The sequence below is a fragment of the Pseudomonas sp. SDO5271_S396 genome (assembly GCF_054071795.1).
This window is the reverse complement of the sequence record NZ_JBSVWB010000003.1, coordinates 148,723-165,121: the sequence shown is the minus strand read 5'-3', so window position 1 is coordinate 165,121 and position 16,399 is coordinate 148,723. Positions and strand designations below refer to the sequence as shown.

Genomic DNA, 16,399 nt, shown 5'->3' with positions numbered 1-16,399 from the left:
CCCACAGGTTTAATCGGGTTTTGTCAGGACCATCCGCTCTTCACCGACCTCTTCGGCATACCGCGCCACGACCTTCTGGCACAGCGCCACAATCTCTTCCACCAACTCCACCCCTACACGCCATGACACCACCACCTGCAAGTTCGGCGGGCGTTGTGTCATCGGCAGCATCGTCAGTTCTCCGCGTGCCAGCTCCTCCATGACCAGCACCGGTGGCAGTGCGCCGATACCGAAGCCGTCGCGCAGCAAACGGGTGATCGCCGACACCGAGTTCACACAGTTCATGCGCGGCGCCGCCACGCCGTTGGCCTGCATCAGGCTGATCACGTCCTGGTGCGGATGGGAGTTTTTCGAGTAGGTGATGATGCGCTCCTGCGCCAGGTCGGCGAGGGTGGCGTAGTCGCGGTGGTAGATCGACTGGCTGGCGACGATCCAGGCCATGGGGTGGCTGGCCAGTTCCAGGCTGCGTACGGTTTCGAGGCGCAGCAGGTCGGTTTGCAGGATCAGGTCCAGAAAGCCTTTTTGCAGCTGATCGCTGAGGTTCAACGCGGTATCGGCGACCAATTCGATTTCCACCAACGGGAAATGATCCATCAGTTCCGCCACCAACGGACTGAGCCAAGTGTGGATCACCGTGTCCATGGCACCGATCCGGATCCGTCCGACCTTGCTGCTGGTGGTCTCCAGGGACTGCTTCAGGCCCTGCAGGGTCAGCATCATCTGCTCGGCGTAGTCGAGCACCTTCACGCCTTCCGGGGTCAGGCTCACGCCCCGCGAGTCGCGCAGTAACAGCTTCACGCCCAATTCGCTTTCCAGCACCGCAATGCGGCTGGAAATCGAGGCCTGGGTGGTGAACAGCTTCTCGGCGGTCAGACGAAAACTCTTGAGCCTGGCCACCCAGACGAAGGTTTCTAGGAACTTCAGATTCATGGGATCAACTTTTCTTATGCATGGATCGGTTTTTATTAGTTGGACGCCGCGCCGGGCAAACGCCAAAAATCGAACCATTCCACGATAAGCGTCGTTGGGGTGTCAGGACAAGTTGCGAGTTCTGCGTAAAAAATCCCACACTGCAGAAAATAAAATGCCTACAGGAGCAATCACCGTGAGCCGTCTGCTTTTGAACTGCGACATTGGCGAGAGCTTTGGCAACTGGACCCTGGGTCTGGATGCCGAGGTCATGCCGTTCATTGATTGCGCCAACGTGGCTTGTGGCTTCCATGCCGGTGACCCGAGCATCATGCGCAAGACCGTCAGCCTGGCGCTCAAGCATGGCGTACAAGTGGGCGCGCATCCGGCGTACCAGGATCTGCAAGGTTTCGGCCGACGCTCCATGGCCTATACGCCGCAGGAAATCCAGGACCTGCTGCATTACCAGATCGGCGCCCTTGACGGCATTTGCCGGGCGCAGGGCGCGCGCGTCAGCTACGTCAAACCCCACGGTGCGATGTACAACGACATGATGGCCAATCCTGCGCAGCTGCGTGCCGTGGTCCAGGCGGTGGCGGCCTACGGCGACCTGCCGCTGATGTTGCTGGCCACCCGTGACAACAGCGCCGCCCAGGCCCTGGGCGACGAATACGGTGTGACCCTGTGGTTCGAAGCCTTCGCCGACCGCGCCTACGACAGCAAGGGCCATCTGGTTTCACGCCAGTTGCCCGGTGCCGTGCACCACGATGCCGAGACTATCGTGCAGCAAGCCCTGACCCTTTCCCAAGGCAATGCCCTGACCGCCAGCGACGGCAGTGCCTTGCTTTTGCAAGCCAACACCCTGTGCGTGCATGGCGACAACGCCAGTTCGATCGCCGCGGTACAGCGTATCCGCGAGGCGTTGAAGCCAGCATGAAACCGCGGATAGAAGTGGTGGCCATCGATTGCCTGATGGTGCGTCTGTTTGATGTGATCGCCGAAGCCAACATGCCCTGGATGCTCGCCGCCACGCGGCGGCTGCGCGAAGGGTTTGGCGCGACGCTGGTGGACCTGGTGCCGTCCTATACCACCTTGATGGTGCATTACAACCTCACTGAACTGAGCCCGGCCCGGGCGCGTGAACTGATCGATCAGGCCCTGACCGATCTGCAACCCGAAGCCCAGGGCAGTGGCCAGTGCCATGTGTTGCCGGTGTGGTATGACCTCAGCGTCGGTCCCGAACTGACGCTGCTCAGCCAGCGCAGCGGCCTGAGTGTGGAAGAGGTGATCCGGCGCCACAGCGCCCATGAATATCAGGTGTTCGCCCTGGGTTTCGCTCCTGGTTTTGCCTTTATGGGCCTGGTGGATGAGCAGCTCGCCACGCCACGCCTGAACACCCCGCGCAAACGCGTGGCGGCCGGCAGTGTCGGCATCGCAGAGCGGCAAACCGCTGCTTATCCGGTGGTGTCGCCGGGTGGCTGGAACCTGATCGGTCGCACTCCCGCCCGGTTGTTCGACCGCGAGCGTGACGGCTACAGCCTGATGCAACCTGGCGACACCGTACGTTTCGAAGCGGTGAGCCACGCCGAATTCATCAACCTGGGTGGCGATGACACGCCGTTGGAGGCGCAGGCATGAGCCGCTTGATCATCGAGGCCAGCACGCCGCTGTGCCTGTTGCAGGACGCTGGTCGTTTTGGCGTGCGCCACCTGGGCGTCACCCAGGGCGGGGCGCTGGATTGGGTGTCGATGTCCTGGGCCAACTGGCTGCTGGGCAATGCGCTGGATGCGCCGGTGGTGGAAATCACCCTGGGCGGGTTCACCGTGCAGGCCGAGGAGTATTGCCTGCTGGCATTGGCCGGTGCCGACTTGGGTGCCTATATCGACGAGCGCGCCATCAGCCCCGGGCGCAGTTTCATCCTGCAAAAGGGCGAGCGGCTGCGTTTTACCCAGCCATTCAGCGGCGCACGGGCTTATCTGGCGGCGCCGGGCGGGTTCGATGCACCGGCGGTGCTCGGCAGTTGCGCCACCGTCATCCGTGAAGAAATGGGCGGTGTGGACGGTTTTGGCAAGGCGTTGGCCGAAGGCGGGCGCCTGGCGTATTCCGGAGTGGGCGGTGCGATGAAGGTGCTCGATGCGCCGGGCTTGTCGGCCAAGGCGCCCCTGGAGGTGATCGTCGGCGCGCAGATCGGCCAGTTCAGTGGGCAAAGCCTGTTCGATGCGTTCAACACAGAATGGGCCCTGGACAGCCGCGCCGACCGCATGGGCATGCGTTTGCTGGGCACGCCCTTGCAGTATCAGGGGGCGTCGCTGATTTCCGAAGGCATCCCGCTGGGAGCGATCCAGGTGCCGCCGGACGGGCAGCCGATCGTGTTGCTCAATGATCGGCAGACCATCGGCGGCTACCCGCGCTTGGGGGCGTTGACACCGTTGTCGCTGGCAAGGCTGGCGCAGTGCCTGCCGGGGGAGAAGGTGCGGTTGGCGCCGGTGGTGCAGGAGACGGCGCACCGGCAGCACCTCGATTTCCTGCAACGATTTTTGAACCGCTAAAAGCATCGCAGGCAAGCCAGCTCCCACAAGGGAGTGCATTTCAGCCTTGAAATACATTCCCTTGTGGGAGCTGGCTTGTCGGGTCGCCGCATCGCTGCGATAGCGTCAGTGAGCACACCGCCTATTTGGAAAGAAAGCGCATGCCTTCTTCCAGCCCGCGTAATGTGAGCGGATACATCTGGTCCTCGATCAGCTCCCGCACGATCCCCGTCGACGCTGTGTAACCCCAGGTATCTTTCGGGTACGGGTTTATCCAGATCAGCTTCTTGTACTTGGCCATGAAGCGCTGCATCCACACATAGCCCGGCTCTTCGTTCCAGTGTTCGACGCTGCCGCCGGCCTGGGTGATTTCATATGGCGCCATGGATGCATCGCCGATAAAGATCACTTTGTAGTCCGCGCCGTACTTGTGCAGCAGGTCCTGGGTCGAGGTGCGTTCCGAAGTGCGGCGCTGGTTGTTCTTCCACACCGACTCGTACACGAAGTTGTGGAAGTAGAAGTACTCCAGGTGCTTGAACTCGGTCTTGCACGCCGAGAACAGCTCTTCGCAGATCTTCACATGGGCGTCCATCGAACCGCCGATATCGAACAGCAGCAACAGCTTGATGGTATTGCGCCGCTCGGGGCGCATCTGGATATTCAGCAGGCCGGCATCGCGGGCGGTGTGGTCGATGGTACCGTCGATGTCCAGCTCGTCGGCCGCGCCCTGGCGCGCGAACTTGCGCAGGCGGCGCAGGGCGATCTTGATATTGCGCGTGCCCAGTTCGACTTGATCGTCGAGGTTCTTGTACTCGCGCTGGTCCCACACCTTCACGGCCTTGCCCTGACGCTTGCCGGCGTCACCCACGCGAATGCCTTCGGGGTTGTAGCCGCCGGACCCGAACGGACTGGTGCCGCCAGTGCCGATCCACTTGTTGCCGCCGGCGTGGCGTTCCTTCTGTTCTTCCAGGCGTTTCTTGAATTCCTCGATCAGCTTGTCGAGGCCGCCGAGAGATTGTATTTGCGCGCGTTCTTCGTCGGTCAACGAACGTTCGAACTCCTTGCGCAGCCAGTCTTCGGGGATCAGCGCCTGCAAGTGGTCGTCGAGCTTTTCCAGGCCATTGAAGTAGGCGCCGAATGCGCGGTCGAACTTGTCGAAATGCCGCTCGTCCTTGACCAGGATCGCGCGGGACAAGTAGTAAAACTCGTCCATGTCGGCGAAGGTCACCCGCTGTTTCAGGGCGTTGATCAGGTCGAGCAGCTCGCGCACCGACACCGGCACCTTGGCGGCGCGCATCTCGTTGAACAGGTTGAGCAGCATCAGCGATTACCGCGACGGCTCATGAACGCCAGACGCTCGAGCAACTGCACGTCCTGCTCGTTCTTTACCAGGGCGCCGGCCAGCGGCGGGATCGCCTTGGTCGGGTCGCGTTCGCGCAGCACGGCTTCGCCGATGTTGTCAGCCATCAGCAGCTTGAGCCAGTCGACCAATTCTGAAGTGGACGGTTTTTTCTTCAGGCCCGGCACCTTGCGTACGTCGAAGAACACGTCCAGCGCTTCGCTGACCAGGTCCTTCTTGATGTCGGGGTAGTGCACATCCACGATCTTTTGCAGGGTGCTGCGGTCGGGGAAGGCAATGTAGTGGAAGAAACAGCGGCGCAGGAACGCGTCCGGCAGCTCTTTTTCGTTGTTGGAGGTAATGATGATGATCGGGCGTTTCTTGGCCTTGATGGTCTCGTCGATTTCGTAGACGTAGAACTCCATCTTGTCGAGTTCTTGCAGCAGATCGTTGGGGAATTCGATGTCAGCCTTGTCGATTTCGTCGATCAGCAGGATCACCCGCTCTTCGGACTCGAACGCCTCCCAGAGCTTGCCCTTCTTCAGGTAATTGCGTACGTCGTGCACCTTGTCCACACCCAGTTGCGAGTCGCGCAGGCGGCTGACCGCGTCGTACTCGTACAGGCCCTGGTGGGCCTTGGTGGTGGATTTGATGTGCCAGGTGATCAGCTTGGCGCCGAAGGATTCGGCCAGTTGCTCGGCGAGCATGGTCTTGCCGGTGCCGGGCTCGCCCTTGACCAGCAGTGGCCGCTCCAGGGTGATGGCAGCATTGACGGCCAGTTTCAGGTCATCGGTAGCCACATAGGCCTGGGTGCCTTCGAACTTCATCGGTGTTTCCTCGCATTCGTCAATGCCCGGACTATACCGCGCGGCCCCGGCGACTGTGAACGCAGACGGGTTATTCAGTCTCTGAATGGCCGGTCACGCCACATCCCGGCGGTGCACTGTTTTATGAAACCTGACACACATCCAACTGTGGGAGCTGGCTTGCCTGCGAAGGCGGCGTGTCAGTCGATGCAAGGGCTGGCTGATCCACCGCTTTCGCAGGCCAGCCAGCTCCTACATTTAGTCTGTGCTCGGCTTGGGCTGTTCATAGCGGGCATTGAACGCCTGGATGAATCCGTTGCGCAAAATCGCCAAAAACGCAGAGAACGCGCTGACATCTTGCTGATGCACGCTGCCGCTCAGTTCCACGCGGGTGGCGAACTGGTTCTTGCGCTGGTTCTTCAGCACGTTCTCGCTGGCGCCAACCACAGCCTCCCAGATCGAGCGGAAGATGTTCTTGTCTTTGTTTTCCACGTCCTGCTGCCAGTCGAACACTTCCACGTCGCGCAGCAAAGGCTTGATATAACCAGTCAACTGGCCCTTTTCCGCCTGGGCTTCGATCACCACATCGCCGGTGCCGGCCTTGAAGTCGAATTTGCCGTAGGCCGAGGCGAAGTCGTTCATGCGCTGCAACTGCAAGTCCTTGGCGCGGAAGCGGAATTCGAAGTTTTCGAAATTGCTCAACGGATCGAAGGTGGCGGTGGCTTCCAGGGGCGCCTGGCCTTGCAGCAGGGCCTTGCCCTCGAAGCGCGCGTCACGCTTGCCTTTGACATCGACCACGTTGGTCAGGTTGTAGAAGCTCGCGTTGACCTTTGTGGTGTTGATGTTCACCTGCGGTTTGGAGCTGAAATTGTGGAAGGCGATCTTGCCGTCTTCGATGCGCACCTCGTCGAGGGTGATCGGCAGCAGTTTGCCCAGCTGGGCGCGCCAGTCGGTGCCCTTACCGGTCTGGGACGCCTGTTTGTTGGCCCCGCCGTCGACGAAGTTCACTTCAGGGTTGATGAAACGCACCTGGGCCACCACCGCATGGTCATTGATCAATGACTGCCAGCTCACCGCCAGGTCGATCAACGGCGCCTTGACGAAAGGGACCGGCACCTTGCCGTCGACCTTGACGATCTGCAGCCCGTTGATCTTGTACGCTCCGCGCCACAGGGCCAGGTCCACGTCGCTGATCTGGCCACGGTAGTCGCCCATGTCGGCCAGTTTGTCATTCAAGTAGTTACGCACCAGGTAGGGCAGGGCGAGGTCCAGGACGACCAGCACCACCACCAGCCCGGCGACCGTTAGAAGCGGCCAGCTGTAGCGACGTTTCATGACAAAGCTCTCCATACCGTTAGGCGATGGACCGCTGCGAGTCGCGCAACGTTCCTCTGACTGGACGCGTTGCAGCCTGAGGCATAACCTTGGGGCCTTCCTGAATACCGCCACCCTAGGACCCGTCATGAGCCGCATCTATGCAGACAACGCGCACTCCATCGGCAACACGCCGCTGGTGCAGATCAACCGCATCGCACCCCGTGGCGTGACCATCCTGGCCAAGATCGAAGGGCGCAACCCGGGCTATTCGGTGAAGTGCCGCATTGGCGCGAACATGGTCTGGGACGCCGAAAGCAGCGGCAAGCTCAAGCCGGGCATGACGATTGTCGAACCCACCTCCGGCAATACCGGTATCGGCCTGGCGTTCGTCGCCGCTGCCCGTGGCTACAAGTTGCTGCTGACCATGCCGGCGTCCATGAGCATCGAGCGGCGCAAGGTGCTCAAGGCCCTCGGCGCCGAGCTGGTACTGACCGAGCCGGCCAAAGGCATGAAAGGTGCCATCGAAAAGGCCGGCGAAATCGTCGCCAGCGACCCGGCCCGGTACTTCATGCCGGGCCAGTTCGAGAACCCGGCCAACCCGGCGATCCACGAGAAAACCACCGGTCCGGAAATCTGGAATGACACCGATGGCGCGGTGGATGTGCTGGTGGCCGGGGTGGGCACTGGGGGCACGATCACGGGGGTGTCGCGGTATATCAAGCATATTGCCGGCAAGCCGATCCTGTCGGTGGCCGTCGAGCCGGTTGCCTCGCCGGTGATCACCCAGGCCCTGGCCGGGGACGAGATCAAGCCCAGCCCGCACAAGATCCAGGGTATCGGCGCCGGTTTCGTGCCAAAGAACCTCGACCTGTCGGTGGTCGACCGCGTTGAGCTGGTGACCGACGACGAATCCAAGGCCATGGCCCTGCGCCTGATGCAGGAGGAAGGGATTCTGTGCGGTATTTCCTGCGGCGCCGCGATGGCCGTGGCGGTGCGCCTGGCGCAGAAGCCGGAAATGCAGGGCAAGACCATTGTGGTCGTGCTGCCGGACTCCGGTGAGCGCTACTTGTCGAGCATGCTGTTCAGCGATTTGTTTACCGAGCAGGAAAACCAGGCCTGATGCTCGAGAGGGTTGATGCAGGTCAGCCGGACAGCCTGGGCCTTCTGCATACTGGCCCAAGTGTTTATCATGGCCGGCTGCTACGTCTGCTGTTGGCCAGGCGCTTATTTTCAGGAGTTGCTGCATGACCTTTTCTTTGGCCGCCAAACTGTCAGTGCTGGCGTTGTTTATCGGCAGCACGCTGTATGTGCACCTGCGCGGAAAGGCGCGTTTGCCGGTGTTGCGCCAGTTCGTCAACCATTCGGCGCTGTTCGCCCCGTATAACGCCTTGATGTACCTGTTCTCGGCGGTGCCGTCCAAACCCTACCTGGACCGCAGCAAGTTCCCCGAGCTGGACGTGCTCAAGGACAACTGGGAAGTGATCCGCGAAGAGGCCATGCACCTGTTCGACGAGGGTTACATCCGCGCTGCCGAGAAGAACAACGACGCCGGTTTCGGTTCGTTCTTCAAGAAGGGCTGGAAGCGTTTCTACCTCAAGTGGTACGACAAACCGCTGCCGTCGGCCGAGGCCTTGTGCCCGAAAACCGTGGCGTTGGTGAGCAGCATCCCCAACGTCAAGGGCGCGATGTTCGCGCTGTTGCCCGGCGGCAGCCACCTGAATCCGCACCGCGATCCATTTGCCGGTTCGCTGCGCTACCACTTGGGCCTGTCCACGCCGAACTCCGACGATTGCCGGATTTTCGTCGACGGTCAGGTCTATGCCTGGCGTGACGGTGAAGACGTGATGTTCGACGAAACCTACGTGCACTGGGTGAAGAACGAAACCGAACAGACCCGCGTGATTCTGTTCTGTGACATTGAACGGCCGTTGAGCAACGGCCTGATGACCCGCGTCAATCGCTGGGTCAGCAAGCAGTTGGGCCGCGCCACGGCGCCGCAGAACCTGGACGATGAACGGGTGGGCGGCATCAACCAGGCCTATGCCTGGAGCAAGACCTTCAGCGACAAGTTCAGTGGCGTGGTCAAGCAGTGGAAGCGCAAGCATCCCAAGGCGTACCGCGTCGCGCGGCCGGTGTTGGCGGTGCTGGTGCTGGTGCTGCTGTGGAAGTGGTTGTTCGGCTAAAACACAATTCAGAATGTGGGAGCTGGCTTGCCTGCGATAGCGGTATGCCAGCCAACATTTTCTCGGCTGACCCACCGCCATCGCGGGCAAGCCCGCTCCCACATTTGCTTTGCTGCGTTGCTTAAGACGCGATCAGTTGGCGCAGCACATAGTGCAAAATGCCGCCCGATTTGAAGTATTCCACCTCATTGAGCGTGTCGATCCGGCACAGCACCTCGACTTTCTCCGTGCTGCCATCCTCCCGGGTAATCACCAGCGTCAGGTTCATGCGCGGCACGATCTCAACGTCTGTCAGCCCAACAATATCGATCTTCTCCTTGCCGCTGAGTTTGAGCGTCTTGCGGTTCTGATCCAGCTTGAACTGCAACGGCAACACGCCCATGCCCACCAGGTTGGAGCGGTGGATACGCTCGAAGCTTTCGGCGATCACCGCCTTGACGCCCAGCAGGTTGGTGCCCTTGGCCGCCCAGTCACGGCTGGAGCCGGTGCCATATTCCTGGCCGGCAACCACCACCAGCGGCACGCCCGAGGCTTGGTATTTCATCGACGCATCGTAGATCGCCATCTTTTCACCGGTGGGGATGTACAGCGTATTGCCGCCTTCCTCGCCGCCCAGCATTTCGTTGCGGATACGGATATTGGCAAAGGTGCCGCGCATCATCACTTCATGGTTGCCCCGGCGTGAGCCGTAGGAGTTGAAATCGCGCGGTTCCACGCCCTGTTCACGCAGGTAGCGGCCGGCGGGGCTGTCGGCCTTGATGTTGCCGGCGGGGGAAATATGGTCGGTGGTCACCGAATCACCCAGCAGTGCCAGCACATTGGCACCTTTCACGTCCTTGATCACCGGCAAAGGGCCGGCAATGTCGTCGAAGAACGGCGGGTGCTGGATATAGGTGGAGTCGTTCTGCCACACGTAAGTCGCGGCCTGCGGCACTTCAATGGCTTGCCACTGCTCGTCGCCGGCAAACACCTCGGCGTATTCCTTGTGGAACATGCCCGTGCTGACCTGCGCCACCGCATCGGCGATCTCTTTGCTGCTCGGCCAGATGTCCTTGAGGTACACCGGCTTGCCGTCCTGGTCTTCACCCAGCGGCTCGCTGCTGATGTCGATGCGCACGGTCCCGGCCAGTGCGTAGGCCACCACCAGCGGTGGCGAGGCCAGCCAGTTGGTTTTTACCAGCGGGTGCACACGGCCTTCGAAGTTGCGGTTGCCGGAGAGCACCGAAGCGACGGTGAGGTCGGCTTTCTGGATGGCTTTTTCGATCGGCTCGGGCAAGGGGCCGGAGTTGCCGATACAGGTGGTGCACCCGTAACCGACGAGGTCGAAACCGAGCTTGTCCAGGTATTGAGTGAGGCCCGCGGCCTTGTAGTAGTCGGTGACCACTTTGGAGCCGGGCGCCAGGGAGCTTTTGACCCAGGGTTTGCGCGTGAGGCCTTTTTCCACGGCTTTTTTCGCCACCAGGCCGGCGGCCATCATCACGCTGGGGTTGGAGGTGTTGGTGCAAGAGGTGATTGCAGCGATTACCACGGCGCCGTTCTTCAGGCGATAGGTGTGGCCATCATCCTCGTAGTCGACCTCACCGACTAGATCGGCATTGCCCACCGCGACACCGCCACCGCCTTCGCTTTCCAGGCGGCCTTCTTCCTTGCTGGCGGGTTTGAATTGCAGGTCGAGAAAGTCGCTGAACGCTTGGCCCACGTTTGGCAGTGCCACGCGGTCCTGCGGGCGTTTCGGCCCGGCGAGGCTGGCTTCGACGCTGCCCATGTCCAGTGCCAGGCTGTCGGTGAACACCGGTTCCTGGCCAGCCTTGCGCCACAAACCCTGGGCCTTGGTGTAGGCCTCCACCAGCTTGACGGTTTCGGCAGGGCGGCCGGACAGGCGCAGGTAGTCCAGCGTTACCTCATCCACCGGGAAAAAGCCGCATGTAGCGCCATACTCCGGGGCCATATTGGCAATGGTCGCGCGGTCTGCCAGGGGCAGGTCGGCCAGGCCGTCGCCGTAGAATTCGACGAATTTGCCCACCACGCCTTTCTTGCGCAGCATCTGGGTGACGGTCAGCACCAGGTCGGTGGCGGTAATGCCTTCTTTCAATTTGCCGGTGAGTTTGAAGCCGATCACTTCCGGAATCAGCATCGACACCGGTTGGCCGAGCATCGCCGCTTCCGCTTCGATCCCGCCCACGCCCCAACCGAGCACGCCGAGGCCGTTGATCATGGTGGTGTGGGAATCGGTGCCCACCAGGGTGTCGGGAAAGGCGTAGGTGCGGCCGTCTTCGTCCTTGGTCCATACGGTGCGGCCCAGGTATTCGAGGTTGACCTGGTGGCAGATGCCGGTGCCCGGCGGTACCACGCTGAAGTTATCGAAGGCGCTCTGGCCCCAGCGCAGGAAGGCGTAGCGTTCGCCGTTGCGCTGCATCTCGATATCGACGTTCTGCTCGAAGGCGCTGGTGGTGCCGAACTTGTCGACCATCACTGAGTGGTCGATCACCAGGTCCACCGGTGACAGCGGGTTGATACGCTGCGGGTCGCCACCGGCCTTGGCCACGGCGGCGCGCATGGCGGCCAGGTCGACCACGGCGGGGACGCCGGTAAAATCCTGCATCAATACGCGGGCGGGGCGGTACTGGATCTCGCGGTCGGACCTGCGCTCCTTGAGCCAGGCAGCGATGGCCTTGAGGTCGGCGCCGGTGACAGTCTTGTCGTCTTCCCAGCGCAACAGGTTTTCCAGCAGCACTTTGAGCGACATCGGGAGTTTATCCAGGTCACCCAGGCTCCTGGCGGCCTCGGGCAGGCTGAAGTAGTGGTAGGTCTTGTTGTCTATTTCCAGTGTTTTAAGGGTTCTCAGGCTATCAAGCGATGACATGACACGACTCCTTATGGTCCGCACGGCTACGGACCCGACGGGACGAACAGAGCTTTAAAACTAGCCCTGTTTTCATTAGCAGGCTAATAACTGGACTCTATCGCTGAGTCCAAGGTTCCGAACTCGGCTATCATGCGCGCGTTTTCATGACAGACATTGCGATAGCGCAAGGCCGGTCGAGTCACCAGGAGATTGAATGAACACCCTCTTTATGCACTGCCGCCCCGGGTTTGAAGGCGAAGTCTGTTCCGAGATCGCGGAGCATGCCGCGCGCCTGAACGTGTCCGGCTACGCCAAGGCCAAGGCCGGCAGCGCCTGTGCCGAATTCGTCTGCACCGAGGAAGGCGGCGCCGAGCGCCTGATGCGCGGCCAGCGGTTCGCCGAGCTGATCTTCCCCCGGCAGTGGGCGCGCGGGGTGTTCATCGACCTGCCGGAAACCGACCGTATCAGCGTGATCCTCGCCCACCTGCAAGGCTTTCCGGTGTGCGGCAGCCTGTGGCTGGAGATGGTCGACACCAACGACGGCAAGGAACTCTCCAACTTCTGCAAGAAATTCGAAGTGCACCTGCGCAAAGCCCTGCTCAACGCCGGCAAGCTGGTGGACGATCCCGGCAAGCCGCGGCTGTTGCTGACGTTCAAGAGCGGACGTGAGGTGTTCATGGGCCTGGCCGAATCGGACAATTCGGCGATGTGGCCCATGGGCATTCCGCGGCTCAAGTTCCCCCGCGAAGCGCCGAGCCGTTCGACCCTGAAGCTGGAAGAGGCCTGGCACCACTTTATCCCGCGCGACCAGTGGGACGAGCGCCTGCACAGCGACATGACCGGCGTCGACCTGGGCGCCGCTCCCGGTGGCTGGACCTGGCAGTTGGTCAACCGTGGCATGCTGGTCACAGCCATCGACAATGGCCCCATGGCTGAAAGCCTGATGGATACCGGCCTGGTGCAACACTTGATGGCCGACGGCTTCACCTTCGTGCCCAAGCAGCCGGTGGACTGGATGGTCTGCGATATCGTCGAGAAGCCCGCGCGCAATGCCGCACTGCTGGAAACCTGGATCGGCGAGGGGCATTGTCGCGAGGCCGTGGTAAACCTCAAACTGCCGATGAAGCAACGTTACGCCGAGGTGAAGCGCCTGTTGGAGCGCATCGAAGAAGGTTTCAAGGCGCGGGGGATTCGTGTGGACATCGGCTGCAAGCAGCTGTACCACGACCGAGAGGAAGTGACCTGCCATTTGCGCCGTCTGGAAACTGCAAAGAAACCCAAGAATCGCTGATCCGAGGCCGAGCACAGCTCAAAATGTGGGAGCTGGCTTGCCTGCGATAGCGTTATAACTGTCGATATCTATGTTGAATGTGCCCCGGTCATCGCGGGCAAGCCCGCTCCCACAGGAGAGCCAGGCCAGTTTCAGGAGTGAGAAATGAGTCAGACTCAGGATTTACCCGTTGATGGCATCTTGGATGCCACCGGCCTCAACTGCCCGGAACCGGTGATGATGTTGCACCAGCACATCCGCGACCTGCCGCCCGGCGGCTTGCTCAAGGTGATCGCGACCGACCCGTCCACGCGCCGCGATATCCCCAAGTTCTGCGTGTTCCTTGACCACGAGCTGGTGGATCAGCAGGAGCAGGCCGGTACGTACCTGTACTGGATCCGCAAGAAGTCCGCTTAACCCTGTGCCTTGGCGGCACGAATGCGCCGGCGTGCGCTGCGCGCCAGGCGCACCAGCAACATGCCCGCCGCACAGCTCAGGCCGACGATCAGCCCTTGCCACAAGCCGCTGGGGCCGCTCGGCTCGCCCAACCAGTGGGTGAGACCCAACGCATAGCCCACCGGCAGCCCCACGCCCCAGTAGGCGAACAACGTCAGCACCATGGTCACACGGGTGTCCTGATAGCCACGCAATGCGCCCGCTGCCGTGACCTGGATCGAATCGCTGAACTGAAACAGCGCCGAAAACACGATCAGTGTCGAGGCCAAATGAATCACCACCGGGTCCGGGGTGTAAATGCTCGCGATCGGCTCGCGAAACAGCAGCATCAGACTGCAGGACAGGCAGGCATAAGTCAGCGCTGTGCCCATGCCGACTCCCGCCGCGAAGCGTGCTTCACGCGGCTCGCCACGCCCCAGGGCCTGGCCGACGCGCACGGTGACGGCCATGCTCAGGGAGTAGGGGATCATGAACACCAGCGAGCTGACGTTCAGCGCGATCTGATGGCCCGAAACAACAGTGGCGCCCAGGCTGCCGATCAGCAGGGCGATCACCGCGAAGATGCTCGACTCGGCAAAGATCGCGACTCCGATTGGCAGGCCGATGCTCAGCACCCGTTTGATCACTGCCCATTGCGGCCAGTCGAACCGATTGAACAGCTCACTGCTCTGGTACGCCGACCCGAAACGCGTCCAGCCGGCGAGGCCGAGCATCATCGCCCACATCGCAATGGCCGTGGCCCAGCCGCAGCCCACGCCGCCCATGGCCGGCACGCCCAGATGACCGTAGATGAAGATGTAGTTCAGCGGAATGTTCAATGCCAAGCCGAACAGGCCCATCACCATGCTGGGGCGTGTGCGACCCAGCCCGTCGCTGAAACAGCGCAGCACGTAGTACAGCGCAATCGCCGGCATACCGGCAGCGATGCCGTGCAGGTAGCCCATGGACGGTTCGATCAGGTCGGCCTCGACCTTCATCGCCTGCAGGATTGGCTCGGCACAGAGCAGTAACAGCGCGCCGGTCATACCGACCACCACCGCCAGCCACAGCGACTGACGCACCAGCGGCCCGATCTCGCTGAACTGGCCGGCGCCATAACGTTGGGCGACCTTCGGCGTGGTGGCCAGCAGGGTGCCGGTCATCAGCAGGTACACCGGGATCCAGATCGAGTTGCCCAGGCCCACTGCCGCCAGGTCCTGGGGGCTGACCCGTCCGGCCATCACCGCGTCGACGAAGCTCATGGCGGTGGTTGCCAGTTGGCCGATCATGATGGGCAGCGCAAGCGCCAGCAGGCCGCGCACTTCCCGGCGGACGCGGGCGGGGCGGGTGAGGGGGGCGGTGGCAGTGTTCACGTACGGTGTCCAGTCAAAAAGGGAAATGCAAGGACGGCGGATTCTACGCCTTGACGTATCGGTCAGGAAAAAACCAGTGTTAGGGATTTGTAAGCGGCGGCCTTGATCGCTGTACACTGCGGGTCCGCCAAAGGAGCCTGCCATGTTGATTGTTGCCGACGAAAATATTCCGCTGCTCGATGCCTTCTTCGAAGGGTTCGGCGACATTCGCCGCGTGCCGGGACGCTCCATCGACCGCGCGACGGTCGAACAGGCCGACGTGCTGCTGGTGCGCTCGGTGACTAATGTTAACCGCGCCCTGCTGGAGGGCACGAAGGTGCGTTTCGTTGGTACCTGTACCATTGGCACCGATCATCTGGACCTGGATTATTTCGCGCAGGCCGGTATCCAGTGGTCCAGCGCGCCGGGTTGCAATGCGCGAGGGGTGGTGGATTACGTGCTGGGCAGCCTGCTGACCCTGGCTGAAATCGAAGGCGCCGACCTCAATCAGCGCACCTATGGCGTGGTGGGTGCCGGTGAAGTCGGTGGGCGACTGGTCAAGGTGCTGAAAGGTCTGGGCTGGAAGGTGCTGGTGTGTGATCCGCCCCGCCAGATCGCGGAAGACGGTGATTACGTCAGCCTGGAGCAGATCATTGAGCAATGCGATGTGATCAGCCTGCACACGCCGCTGACTCAGTCCGGTAATGGCGCCACCTGGCACTTGCTCGACCGCCGGCGCCTGGAGCAACTCAAGCCCGGCACCTGGCTGATCAATGCCAGCCGTGGCCCGGTGGTGGATAACGCCGCCCTGCGCGAGGTCCTGCTGGTGCGCGAAGACCTGCAAGCGGTATTGGATGTGTGGGAGGGCGAACCGCAGGTGGACGTCGACCTGGCCGACCTGTGCGTATTGGCCACGCCCCATATCGCCGGCTACAGCCTGGACGGCAAGCAGCGCGGCACAGCGCAGATCTATCAGGCGTTCTGCGCGCACCTGGGCCTTGAACCGAGCATTGAGTTGAGCGACCTGTTGCCGTCGCCATGGCTGGCCGAGGTGCACTTGAATGCCTCCACCGACCCGGCCTGGGCATTGGCGACCCTGTGCCGCAGCGTGTACGACCCGCGCCGGGACGATGCGGATTTCCGCCGTAGTCTGGTAGGAACGGTGGAAGAACAACGCAAGGCATTTGACCTGCTGCGCAAGCGCTACCCTGAGCGTCGTGAAGTTGATGGCTTGAAGGTGCGCATTATTAATGGCGAGTCCACGGTGCTCTCGGCGATTGTCTCCGCCCTCGGCGCCCAGTTGTGCTGATCCAGGCGTAGCACGATCTCTGTGGTGAGCGGGCTTGTCCCGCGCCGGGCTGAACACCGCGTCTTTGCAGACAGAAACACACTGGCTGGTTTCAGGGCCGCTTCGC

14 protein-coding genes are annotated in these 16,399 nt (G+C 61.8%); 8 read left to right on the top strand and 6 right to left on the bottom strand.

The window, feature by feature from the left end; all coding sequences use genetic code 11:
* Window positions 1–9: 9 nt before the first annotated feature.
* Window positions 10–930: a LysR family transcriptional regulator gene (locus ACW9IN_RS03865; protein ID WP_457364626.1), complete on the bottom strand. Its 921-nt coding sequence runs from the start codon at window positions 928–930 to the stop codon at window positions 10–12.
* 175 nt (window positions 931–1,105) lie between these two features.
* Between ACW9IN_RS03865 and ACW9IN_RS03860 the strand changes: the two genes are divergently transcribed.
* From ACW9IN_RS03860 to ACW9IN_RS03850, 3 genes are read left to right on the top strand one after another with little or no spacing between them, the layout of a single operon-like run.
* Complete coding sequence (locus tag ACW9IN_RS03860; RefSeq protein ID WP_457364625.1) at window positions 1,106–1,846, top strand: 5-oxoprolinase subunit PxpA; 741 nt, start codon at window positions 1,106–1,108, stop codon at window positions 1,844–1,846.
* Window positions 1,843–2,547: a 5-oxoprolinase subunit PxpB gene (pxpB, locus tag ACW9IN_RS03855; RefSeq protein WP_457364624.1), complete on the top strand. Its 705-nt coding sequence runs from the start codon at window positions 1,843–1,845 to the stop codon at window positions 2,545–2,547. The genes ACW9IN_RS03860 and pxpB overlap by 4 nt, the downstream gene beginning before the upstream one ends.
* Window positions 2,544–3,458 carry a 5-oxoprolinase subunit C family protein gene (locus ACW9IN_RS03850; RefSeq protein ID WP_457364623.1) on the top strand — a complete coding sequence of 305 codons (915 nt, stop codon included), beginning with the start codon at window positions 2,544–2,546 and terminating at the stop codon, window positions 3,456–3,458. Before pxpB ends, ACW9IN_RS03850 begins: the two co-directional genes overlap by 4 nt.
* Before the next feature lie 121 nt (window positions 3,459–3,579).
* Here the strand turns inward: ACW9IN_RS03850 and ACW9IN_RS03845 are convergent, their stop codons facing one another.
* The 3 genes from ACW9IN_RS03845 to ACW9IN_RS03835 all read right to left on the bottom strand — a co-directional run bounded on the left by ACW9IN_RS03845 (window position 3,580) and on the right by ACW9IN_RS03835 (window position 6,917).
* On the bottom strand, window positions 3,580–4,758 hold the full coding sequence (locus ACW9IN_RS03845) for a vWA domain-containing protein (protein ID WP_457364622.1): 1,179 nt from the start codon (window positions 4,756–4,758) through the stop codon (window positions 3,580–3,582).
* Window positions 4,758–5,603 carry an AAA family ATPase gene (locus ACW9IN_RS03840; protein ID WP_058411046.1) on the bottom strand — a complete coding sequence of 282 codons (846 nt, stop codon included), beginning with the start codon at window positions 5,601–5,603 and terminating at the stop codon, window positions 4,758–4,760. Before ACW9IN_RS03840 ends, ACW9IN_RS03845 begins: the two co-directional genes overlap by 1 nt.
* Window positions 5,604–5,840: 237 nt before the next feature.
* Window positions 5,841–6,917, bottom strand: coding sequence for a DUF748 domain-containing protein (locus tag ACW9IN_RS03835; protein ID WP_457364621.1), 1,077 nt, complete (start codon window positions 6,915–6,917; stop codon window positions 5,841–5,843).
* A 127-nt stretch (window positions 6,918–7,044) separates the two neighbouring features.
* Here ACW9IN_RS03835 and cysK point away from each other — a divergent pair, with 127 nt between their 5' ends.
* Window positions 7,045–8,019 carry a cysteine synthase A gene (cysK, locus tag ACW9IN_RS03830; protein ID WP_457364620.1) on the top strand — a complete coding sequence of 325 codons (975 nt, stop codon included), beginning with the start codon at window positions 7,045–7,047 and terminating at the stop codon, window positions 8,017–8,019.
* Window positions 8,020–8,143: 124 nt separating this feature from the next.
* Window positions 8,144–9,082: an aspartyl/asparaginyl beta-hydroxylase domain-containing protein gene (locus tag ACW9IN_RS03825; RefSeq protein ID WP_457364619.1), complete on the top strand. Its 939-nt coding sequence runs from the start codon at window positions 8,144–8,146 to the stop codon at window positions 9,080–9,082.
* Window positions 9,083–9,203: 121 nt separating this feature from the next.
* Here the strand turns inward: ACW9IN_RS03825 and acnA are convergent, their stop codons facing one another.
* Complete coding sequence (gene acnA / locus ACW9IN_RS03820; protein WP_457364618.1) at window positions 9,204–11,945, bottom strand: aconitate hydratase AcnA; 2,742 nt, start codon at window positions 11,943–11,945, stop codon at window positions 9,204–9,206.
* Window positions 11,946–12,141: 196 nt separating this feature from the next.
* On the opposite strand from acnA, the gene rlmM reads away from it, so the two are divergent.
* Together rlmM and tusA are read left to right on the top strand one after the other, a co-directional pair.
* Complete coding sequence (rlmM, locus tag ACW9IN_RS03815; RefSeq protein ID WP_457364617.1) at window positions 12,142–13,218, top strand: 23S rRNA (cytidine(2498)-2'-O)-methyltransferase RlmM; 1,077 nt, start codon at window positions 12,142–12,144, stop codon at window positions 13,216–13,218.
* A gap of 144 nt (window positions 13,219–13,362) precedes the next feature.
* Window positions 13,363–13,614, top strand: coding sequence for a sulfurtransferase TusA (gene tusA, locus ACW9IN_RS03810; protein WP_457364616.1), 252 nt, complete (start codon window positions 13,363–13,365; stop codon window positions 13,612–13,614).
* Here the strand turns inward: tusA and ACW9IN_RS03805 are convergent.
* Complete coding sequence (locus ACW9IN_RS03805) at window positions 13,611–15,005, bottom strand: MATE family efflux transporter (RefSeq protein WP_457364615.1); 1,395 nt, start codon at window positions 15,003–15,005, stop codon at window positions 13,611–13,613. The genes tusA and ACW9IN_RS03805 overlap by 4 nt on opposite strands.
* A gap of 142 nt (window positions 15,006–15,147) precedes the next feature.
* Here ACW9IN_RS03805 and pdxB point away from each other — a divergent pair, with 142 nt between their 5' ends.
* Window positions 15,148–16,293 carry a 4-phosphoerythronate dehydrogenase PdxB gene (gene pdxB / locus ACW9IN_RS03800; protein ID WP_457364614.1) on the top strand — a complete coding sequence of 382 codons (1,146 nt, stop codon included), beginning with the start codon at window positions 15,148–15,150 and terminating at the stop codon, window positions 16,291–16,293.
* Window positions 16,294–16,399: the final 106 nt, after the last annotated feature.